10 protein-coding genes are annotated in these 9,130 nt (G+C 65.4%); 4 read left to right on the top strand and 6 right to left on the bottom strand.

Features of this window, described 5'->3' with window-relative positions:
• The 4 genes from AC628_RS39955 to AC628_RS39940 all read right to left on the bottom strand — a co-directional run.
• On the bottom strand, positions 1-1,343 hold a 1,343-nt coding region (locus tag AC628_RS39955), incomplete at its 3' end, for a L,D-transpeptidase family protein (RefSeq protein ID WP_245321571.1).
• A 230-nt stretch (positions 1,344-1,573) separates the two neighbouring features.
• The gene (locus tag AC628_RS39950; protein ID WP_050423919.1) at positions 1,574-2,536 is read right to left on the bottom strand and encodes an acetyl-CoA carboxylase carboxyltransferase subunit alpha; all 963 of its coding nucleotides are present in this window, start codon (positions 2,534-2,536) and stop codon (positions 1,574-1,576) included.
• A 293-nt stretch (positions 2,537-2,829) separates the two neighbouring features.
• A complete protein-coding gene (xerD, locus tag AC628_RS39945) occupies positions 2,830-3,801 on the bottom strand; it encodes a site-specific tyrosine recombinase XerD (RefSeq protein ID WP_245321569.1) in 972 nt (323 codons plus the stop codon).
• Positions 3,802-3,817: 16 nt separating this feature from the next.
• Positions 3,818-3,964 carry a hypothetical protein gene (locus AC628_RS39940; protein WP_016843561.1) on the bottom strand — a complete coding sequence of 49 codons (147 nt, stop codon included), beginning with the start codon at positions 3,962-3,964 and terminating at the stop codon, positions 3,818-3,820.
• Positions 3,965-4,109: 145 nt separating this feature from the next.
• On the opposite strand from AC628_RS39940, the gene AC628_RS39935 reads away from it, so the two are divergent.
• From AC628_RS39935 to AC628_RS39925, 3 genes are read left to right on the top strand one after another with little or no spacing between them, the layout of a single operon-like run.
• A complete protein-coding gene (locus AC628_RS39935) occupies positions 4,110-4,742 on the top strand; it encodes a shikimate kinase (RefSeq protein WP_074132211.1) in 633 nt (210 codons plus the stop codon).
• Positions 4,739-5,881 (top strand): 3-dehydroquinate synthase, encoded by a 1,143-nt coding sequence (aroB, locus tag AC628_RS39930; RefSeq protein ID WP_074132209.1) that lies wholly within the window; start codon positions 4,739-4,741, stop codon positions 5,879-5,881. The genes AC628_RS39935 and aroB overlap by 4 nt, the downstream gene beginning before the upstream one ends.
• Positions 5,882-5,898: 17 nt before the next feature.
• On the top strand, positions 5,899-7,206 hold the full coding sequence (locus AC628_RS39925; RefSeq protein ID WP_074132207.1) for an HlyC/CorC family transporter: 1,308 nt from the start codon (positions 5,899-5,901) through the stop codon (positions 7,204-7,206).
• 149 nt (positions 7,207-7,355) lie between these two features.
• Here the strand turns inward: AC628_RS39925 and AC628_RS39920 are convergent, their stop codons facing one another.
• The gene (locus AC628_RS39920) at positions 7,356-7,805 is read right to left on the bottom strand and encodes a hypothetical protein (RefSeq protein WP_074132205.1); all 450 of its coding nucleotides are present in this window, start codon (positions 7,803-7,805) and stop codon (positions 7,356-7,358) included.
• Between the two features lie 76 nt (positions 7,806-7,881).
• The gene (locus tag AC628_RS39915; RefSeq protein ID WP_074132203.1) at positions 7,882-8,157 is read right to left on the bottom strand and encodes a BolA family protein; all 276 of its coding nucleotides are present in this window, start codon (positions 8,155-8,157) and stop codon (positions 7,882-7,884) included.
• A gap of 109 nt (positions 8,158-8,266) precedes the next feature.
• On the opposite strand from AC628_RS39915, the gene AC628_RS39910 reads away from it, so the two are divergent.
• Positions 8,267-8,902: a J domain-containing protein gene (locus AC628_RS39910; protein ID WP_050423915.1), complete on the top strand. Its 636-nt coding sequence runs from the start codon at positions 8,267-8,269 to the stop codon at positions 8,900-8,902.
• Positions 8,903-9,130: the final 228 nt, after the last annotated feature.

The raw sequence follows: 9,130 nt of genomic DNA, 5'->3' as shown, positions 1-9,130 counted from the left end.
TTCGGCTCGGCCTTCGGTGCGACGCGCACAACCGATTGCGGCTTCGCCTCGGCGACCTTCGGCTTGGCTGGAGCGGCAGCGGCCGGAGGCTTGGCGGCCGGCTGGCTCGCATCGGCGGTGCCGCCGATGCCGACCTTGCGGGCAAAGCTCGAGAAGAAGCCTTCGGACTTGTCGGACGCATTCGCCGACGCCACACGGGTGGTTGCCGGCGGCGTGGTCGACGACGCTGTCGCGACCGAGGTCGACGACGTCGTCGCAACCACAGGCTCTTCCTGCTGGACCGCGAGATTGGGCCTGGGCGGATTGACCGTGCCGGGGATGGTGCCGGGGGCGCGCGCCAGCGACATCGATGCCAGCGCCTGGCTGTCGCCGCCTTCGGACAGGCCGGTGTTTCCCTCCGGAATCTTCGAGGCGAAGATCGCGTTCATGCCGCCGTCGATGCCGGTGTTGAGGCGCGCCACCGGCGTGCCCTTGGCGGCCAGCTTGGCCATCTCGGCGTCGTCGCGCTGCTCCTTCTCGCGCACCGCGCTCGCGATCTCGTCGGGGATCACATAGGCCGGGCACTTCGCCGATGCGTTGAACACCGGGTCGCGCACAGCGTCCGCCGGCTTCGCCGCGTCGAAGACGTATTTCTTCTCGCAGAAGTCGACCTTCGGCTCCTGCTTCGTCACCTCGAAATGATCATTGCCGACCTTGATCATCTTCCAGAACGGCATGTTCGGATTGTTGCGGTGCTTGGCCATGTTCACCGCGGTCATCCGGAACGGATAGGCCTGGAACTGGAACGCCTTCTGGCCACCGAAGAAGGATTCGCGGCCGAGCGAATAGATCTCCGCGATCTGCTCGTCGGTCATCGCGTAGCAGCCGCGCGACGAGCAGTCGCCATGCACCATCAGCTCCGAGCCGGTGCGGCCGAGCGCCTTGTCGAATGCGTTGGGATAGCCGGTGTTGAACGACAGGTAATAGGCCGACTGCGGATTCATCTGGCTCGGGTTGATCGAATAGAACCCCTCCGGCGCCTGGCGGTCGCCTTCGCGGACCTTCGGGCCGAGATCGCCCGACCAGCGGCAGATCGGATAGGTCTTGAGCAGCGCGAACTGGCCGGAGCGGGTCTGCTTCCAGACCTCGAGCTCGGCCTCCTGCTTGAACAGGCGCACCAGGATCGGCGACTGCAGGTCCATATCCTTCTCGGCCATGGCGGCGACGAGCTTTGGCGGGACCGGCTGGTTCGCCTTGGCATTCTGCGCGAGCGAGATCTGGTCGCTGTCACAACCGGCGAGCATGACGCCTGCGGCGAGCACCGCCGAGGTCAGAAGCGCGCGTACGAGCGTGCGATGAGTCAAGTCCGAGCTCCACACCCACCGGGCGATTTTCGCGACCCCAACACGGCGAATATGCCCTGAAGCCATTGTGTAAAATATTAGCCTTCGACCACCCCCTGCTCGCAACCTGAACCGGGGCTGACAGCCTTCACGGTAGCAGGCATGGTTCAAGGAATGTTAAAGACCCGGCTCGGGGCCCAATTACGGCAAAATCGGCCGATTTGGTCGAAAAATCGGGCTATTTAGGCGGGTCAGGCCAGCTTGCGGCCGATATCCAGGAACTTCTGGCGCCGCTGTTTGCGAATCGCGTCCGGATCAAGATTTCGTAGGTCGTTGAGCGCCTGGGCGATGGCATCGCCGGTGGTCGCGATCATCGCGGCCGGGTCGCGATGCGCGCCGCCGGAGGGCTCCTTGAGGATCTGGTCGATCACGCCGAAGCGCAGCATGTCCTGCGCGGTGATCTTCATGCTGTTGGCGGCTTCCTGCGCCTTGGTGCCGTCGCGCCACAGGATCGAGGACGCTGCCTCCGGCGAGATCACGCTGTAGATCGCGTGCTCCATCATCAGCACGCGGTTGGCGGTGGTGATCGCGATGGCGCCGCCCGACATGCCTTCGCCGGTGACGATCGCGACATTGGGCACGCCGAGCGACAGGCAGGCGTCGGTCGAGCGTGCGATCGCCTCGGCCTGGCCGCGCTCCTCGGCGCCGATGCCGGGATAGGCACCGGCCGAATCGACGATCGACAGCACCGGAATGCCGAAGCGGTCGGCCATCTCCATCAGGCGCACCGCCTTGCGATAGCCTTCAGGGCGCGCCATGCCGAAATTGTGCTTGATGCGGCTGTCGGTGGTGGCGCCCTTCTCCTGGCCGACCACGCAGATGCTCTCGCCGCGGAAGCGGCCGAAGCCGCCGATCAGGGCCTCGTCGTCGGCGAACTTGCGGTCGCCGGCCATCGGCGTGAATTCGGTGATCAGGCCGCCGATGAAATCGGTGAAGTGCGGCCGCTGCGGATGCCGCGCCACCAGCGTCTTCTGCCACGGCGTCAGATTGGCATAGAGGTCGGTGAGCGCCTGCGCCGCCTTGTCCTCGATCCGCGCGACCTCGTCGCCGATGTCGCTGCCGCTCGCGGCAAGCGCACGCAACTCGTCGATCTTGGATTCAAGCTCGGCGACGGGTTTTTCGAAGTCGAGATAGCTGCGCATCGGATCGGGCATCAACTCAATATAGGGAGGAACGGTGCGAGGGGCGAAGCGGTTTTGGCGGTGGCAAGAGAAGTTTCGTAACTTCAATCGGTTAACGCGCATTCCGGCGGAATGCACGCTTCGGGATCGCAGGCAGGTGACGCTCTTTCTGCGGAGATGGTGCGGAAGTCAAGGCGGATGAGGTGGCGGTATCTGTGTCTTCGATCAATGTAGCCCGGATGAAGCGAAGCGAAATCCGGGAAAAACCGCTCCGCGGTGGAAGTGGCCCCGGATTTCGCTTCCGCTCCATCCGGGCTACGAAGCGCCTACGACTTCTCGGCCAGCGGATGCAGGTCGCGGACCAGGCTCTTCAGCCGCTCCTCGACCACATGGGTGTAGATCTGGGTGGTCGAGATGTCGGTGTGGCCCAGCAGCGTCTGCACGATGCGCAGGTCCGCGCCGTTATGCAGCAGATGGCTGGCGAAGGCGTGGCGCAGCACGTGCGGGGAGACCAACCGCGGCGCGAGGCCGGAGGCAGCCGCAAGCTCCTTCAGGTCGCGGGCGAAATGCTGCCGGGTCAGATGGCCGCTCTCGCCGGAGGAGGGAAACAGCCATTTCGAGGGCGCCGCCTTCTTCGCCTTCGGCTGCATCACTTCCAGCGCGGCGAGGTAATCGGCCATCGCCTGGCGCGAAGCATCGTTCAGCGGCACCAGCCGTTCCTTGTTGCCCTTGCCGCGCACCACGATCATCCGCGCATCGCGCCGCGCCGCGGCGACCGGCAGCGACACCAGTTCGGAGACGCGCAGGCCAGTGGCGTAGAGCACCTCGAGCAGACAGTAGAGCCGCAGCGCGCGCAGCCGCTGCGCCGGCGAGACGTCGGTCTGGGTCAGCTCCTTGGCGCGGGTCAGCATGCGGTCGACGTCAGCGATCGACAGCACCTTGGGCAGGCCGCGACCACGCTTCGGGCCGGACAGGATCGCGGCCGGATCGTCAGTGCGGACCCGCTCGTTGAGCAGGAAGCGGTAGAGATGCCGCATCGCCGACAGCCGCCGCGCCACGCTGGTCGACTTGAAGCCGCGCGTGTCCAGGTCGGCGAGGTAGCCGCGCAGCGCCTCAGTGTCGGCGCTGGTGAAGTCGGCACCGGCCTGGGTGAGGTAGTCGGAAAAATCCGTGAGGTCGCGCCGGTAGGCGTCGAGCGTGTTGAGGCCTGCGCCCTGTTCCGCGGCGAGCATGTCGAGGAACAACGCGGTCAGCTTGGCGTCCGAGGACTTGGCGGGGATCTTGGCTGCTAAGGGCATGCCAGAATCATAGCGGCTATTTCTTGAGGAACTTATCCGGCGGGATGGTCACGGTCATTTCCCGCGGTTTCGGGTGCACGAAATTCGCCAGCGCGAAGACGATGCCGTAGCCGATCCCGAAAATCACGGCGACGACCGTCAGGAAGCGGAACAGGCTGGGCATGGAGGCGACTCGGGCGGCGAATTAACCAATGAAATCATCCAACATGTTCCCCGCGCGGTTGCAAGAGTCGCTGGTAACGGTGTCGCCGGGGGTAGTATAGGTGGCTCGAATTCTGAACAATTCGTCCCAATATCCGAGCTTTTTGATGTCCGACGCAGCCGTACCGGCGCCCACCCACCCGACCCTGGAGGCCGACATCGCGGCCGCGCTGGGGCCGCGGTCGATCGTGCTGGTCGGCATGATGGGGGCCGGCAAGTCGACCATCGGCCGGCGGATGGCGGCGCGGCTCAAGCTGCCCTTCACCGATGCCGACACCGAGATCGAGACGGCGGCCGACATGACGATCCCCGAGATCTTCGAGACCCATGGCGAGGCTTATTTCCGCGACGGCGAAGCGCGGGTGATCGCCCGCATCCTCGACAGCGGCCCGATCGTGCTGGCGACCGGCGGCGGCGCCTTCATGCGCGAGGAGACCCGGAGCCGGATTCGCGACCGCGCGATCTCGATCTGGCTCAAGGCCGACAGTGATATCATCATGCGCCGGGTCCGCCGCCGCGCCGACCGTCCGCTGCTGCAGACCGCCGACCCCGAGGCGACCGTCAACCGACTGCTCAGCGAGCGCGAGCCGGTCTACGGCACCGCCGACCTGACGATCGCCTCGCGCGACGTGCCGCATGACCGCATCGTCGACGAATGCCTCGAGGCCCTGCATGCGCATCTGTGCGGCGCGCGGCCGGCCGGCGAGCCACCACCTGATGGATTGAACACGACCTCATGACTGCGCCCCTGAAACATTCCGCCTCCGTTACCGTCGACGTCGCGCTCGGCGACCGCGCCTATGACATCGTCATCGGCCGCGACGTGCTGGCCTCGCTCGGCGAACGCGTCGCGGCGCTGCGGCCCGGCGTGCGCACCGCCATCGTCACCGACCGCACCGTCGCCAGGCATTGGCTGGAGCCGACCGAAGTGTCGCTCGCCGCCGCAGGCGTGCCGACGTCGCGGATCGTCGTCGAGGAGGGCGAGGGCTCGAAGGGCTACGCGACGCTGACACAGGTCAGCGAAGCACTGATCTCAGCGAAGATCGAGCGCAATGATCTGGTGATCGCGCTTGGCGGCGGCGTGGTCGGCGATCTCGCGGGCTTTGCGGCCGCGATCCTGCGCCGCGGCGTCGATTTCGTGCAGGTGCCGACCTCGCTGCTCGCGCAGGTCGATTCCTCGGTCGGCGGCAAGACCGGGATTAACTCGCCGCAGGGCAAGAACCTGATCGGCGCCTTCCATCAGCCCGTGCTGGTGATTGCCGATACGTCCGTGCTCGACACGCTGTCGCCGCGCCAGTTCCGCGCCGGCTACGCCGAGGTCGCGAAATACGGCATCCTGGGTGACGAGGCGTTCTTCGCCTGGCTGGAGACGAACCACGCCGACATCTTCGCGGGCGGTGCCGGGCGCGAGCACGCGATCGCCACCTCCTGCCGCGCCAAGGCCGGCGTCGTCTCCCGCGACGAGCGCGAGACCGGCGAGCGCGCGCTGCTCAATCTCGGCCACACCTTCGGCCATGCACTGGAAGCCGCGACCGGCTTCTCCGACCGCCTGTTTCACGGCGAGGGCGTCTCGGTCGGCATGGTGCTGGCCGCGGAATTCTCGGCGCAGCTCGGCATGATTTCACCTGACGATGCGGCCCGCATCGCCCGTCATCTTTCCGCGGTAGGACTGCCGACGCGGCTGCAGGACATCGCAGGCTTCACGCAGGAAGGTCTCGCCGATGCCGACGCATTGCTGGCGCTGATGGCGCAGGACAAGAAGGTCAAGCGCGGCAAGCTCACCTTCATCCTGCTCGAGGCGGTCGGCCGCGCCGTCATTGCCAACAATGTCGAGCCGCAGCCGGTGCGCGACTTCCTGCAAGCCAAGCTGAAGGCTTAAAGCCACGGATCACGCCAGTGGGATGGTTGACCTTCTCGATCGTGCTGCTCTGTCTCTTCATCTCCGCATTCTTCGCGGCGAGTGAGACCGCGCTGACCGGCGCCTCGCGCGCCAGCATGCTGCGGCTGTCGAAACAGGGCAACAGCGAGGCCGGCGTCGTCTCAAGGCTGATCAACATGCGCGAGCGGATGATCGGCGCGCTGCTGCTCGGCAACAATATCGCCAATATCGGCGCCTCGGCGCTGGCGACCGGCGTGTTCACCGCCTGGTTCGGCGATGTCGGTGTGCTCTACGCTACCGCCGTGATGACCGTGATGGTCGTGGTGTTCGCCGAGGTATTGCCCAAGACCATCGCGATCAACGCGCCCGACCGCATCTCGCTGCTGGTCGCGCGGCCGATGCGGCTGACCATCTTCGTGCTGGGGCCGCTGCTCACCATCATCGAGACCATCGTGCTGGCGCTGATGAAGTTGCTCGGCATCAAGGTTGGCGCCCATCAGGCGGTGCTGTCTCCGACCGAGCGCCTGCGCGGCGCGGTCGACCTGCTGCATCACGAAGGCAAGGTCGAGAAGCAGGACCGCGACATGCTTGGCGGGCTCTTGGACCTCAGCGAGCTGCAGGTCTCCGACGTCATGGTCCATCGCACCGAGATGACCATGGTCAACGCCGACCTGCCGCCGGAAGAACTGGTGCGCGAGGTGCTGGCCAGCGAATACACCCGCATCCCGCTGTGGCGGGAAAAGCCGGAGAACATCGTCGGCGTGCTGCACGCTAAGGATCTGCTGCGCGCGATGCGCGCCAACGAGGGCGACATGTCCGCGATCGACGCCTCCGCGATCGCGCTGCCGCCCTGGTTCGTGCCGGAGATGCGCCCGGTCTCCGAACAGCTGAAGGCGTTCCGCCGCCGCAAGACCCACTTCGCCCTCGTGGTCGACGAGTATGGCGAGGTCGAGGGCATGGTGACGCTGGAGGACATCCTGGAGGAGATCGTCGGCGACATCTCCGACGAGCACGACGTCGTCGTCGCCGGTGTGCGGGCGCAACCGGACGGCTCCGTCGTGGTGGACGGCTCGGTGCCGATCCGCGACCTCAACCGCGCTATGGACTGGCGGCTGCCGGACGAGGAGGCGACCACGGTCGCCGGCCTCGTGATCCACGAGGCGCGCTCGATCCCGGAGCGCGGCCAGAGCTTCACCTTCCACGGGTTCCGTTTCCGCGTGCTCCGCCGCGAGCGCAACCGCATCACCGCGCTGCGCATCGTCGCTGTGCCGCGCGAGGCCGAGCTCGACGAGAAGAAGCCGAAGCGGGCGGGCACGGCGTTCTAATTAGCGCGACCCGACTGCCAGCACCGTCACCCTGAGGAGCCGCGAAGCGGCGTCTCGAAGGGTCGACGGCCCGGCTGGTGGCCGTACATCCTTCGAGGCTCGTTCTGCTCGCACCTCAGGATGACGGGTCTGATAGGCAGTGCCGACCGCTACTCGATATCGATCGAGATGCCCGACAGCTTCCACGCGCCGTCGGAGGGGATGAAGCCGAGCTGGTACTTCACCTGCTTGGGCGTGGTGTCGAAATGGCCCTTCAGCCGCAGCACGCCCTTGTCGTCGATCTTGGCGTCCTCATCGAGCACGATCGGCTTGGCGACTACGGCGTCGAACACGGCGTGCTTGTCGACCAGGTCCTTGAAGATGGTCTGCAGCTTGTCGGGCGGAAACTGGTCGCGGAACGGCTTCGAGATCTTGGCGTGGAACACGGTGAAATTATTCGCGGCGACCGCGTCGTTGAGCGAGACCAGGATGCTCTTGATCAGCACCTCCTGGACGAACGGGCTCGGCATATCCAGCGCCGCGGCCGGGCGTATCGCGCAGATCAGGAGCAGGCCGGCGGCGGTGACGATCGACCGGAAACGTGGCCAGCAAGGGATCATCAATGGCCCCATCTAAAGCGCGGAGGTGCTATTCTCATAACGGAAAACCGCTGCTTCGTCTTGAGGCAAGCGCGAGCTAGCGCGGCTTTTCCCCGGGGCCGTGTGCGTGGATCGCCAGCGCATGGACCGAGCCGGCGAGTTCCTGCGCCAGCGTCGCATTTATCATGCGATGGCGTTCGATCCGGCTCTTCCCTTCGAAGGCCGGAGACACAATATATACCCTGAAATGCGTCTCCCCGCCTGGCCTGTGGCCGGCGTGGCCCTCATGCAGATGTGACTCATCGACGACGTCGAGGCTTTCGGGCAAGAAAGCTTCACGCAACTTGTGTATGATAGCGTCTTTGGTGCTCATGGCGGCGGAGTTAGGTTCGCGACGGCTTTTCGTCAATGGTGCTAGCGGGAAACGAGGTCTGCGCAATGTCAAGACTTGAAGATTTGTGCATTGCGTAGTCAAAGAGATCATGCCGATCGATTCATCAAAATTCTTCGACTCCATTCGCATCAAGCCGACCAAGGTGAGTGCGAAGCGCCAGGCGCAGGCCGGCGAGCAGGCCGTGACCTGCGAGTGGGCGGGTTGCCAGAACAAGGGCGCACACCGCGCCCCGAAGGGCCGCGAGAATTCGCGCGAGTATTGGCACTTCTGTCTCGATCACGTCCGCGAGTACAACCAGTCCTACAATTTCTTCCAGGGTATGAATCCTGACGACGTCGCGCGCTACCAGAAGGACGCGCTGACCGGTCATCGTCCGACCTGGAAGATGGGCGCCAACAACGGCAAGAAGGAGAGCGGTCTCGATGCCGCCTCCGATCCGTTCCACGTGTTCTCCGAGCTCAACGGCCGCGGCCGCTGGCGCCCGGGGCCGGGTGGCGCGGAGCCCAAGCCCGAGACCCGCAAGGTCATGAACGCCGAGCGCAAGGCGCTGCTGGTGATGGGATTGGGGGCCGAGGCGACGCTGGAAGACGTCAAGTCGAAATACAAGGCGTTGGTGAAGCAGCACCACCCCGACGCCAATGGCGGCGACCGCTCCACCGAGGATCGCCTGATCGAGATCATCAAGGCGTACAATTATCTGAAGACCGTGGTGCGCGAGGCGTAGGTCATCGCCGTCGTCGCCGCTGCCTAGTGCGCAATTGCGCACGGGAGCAGGGGCCCATAACCACCGGCCGCTATTGTCTGCACAAGATGGTTGCCCGATTGCCCTATTGATGGGCCGCGGCGTATCGGTCCCTGCTTTCGCACTAGGGCATGCACACATCTCTGAGGCTCCATCCTTGGGCGACGGCGTGGAAGTGTTCGAGGCCGGTTTTGAAGGTGATGGGGCCTG

Origin of the sequence: Bradyrhizobium sp. NAS96.2, from assembly GCF_001908235.1 — a bacterium.
Taxonomy (GTDB): Bacteria; Pseudomonadota; Alphaproteobacteria; order Rhizobiales; family Xanthobacteraceae; genus Bradyrhizobium.
The sequence above is the reverse complement of the archived record's forward strand: the minus strand, read 5'-3'. Positions and strand labels throughout refer to the sequence as shown.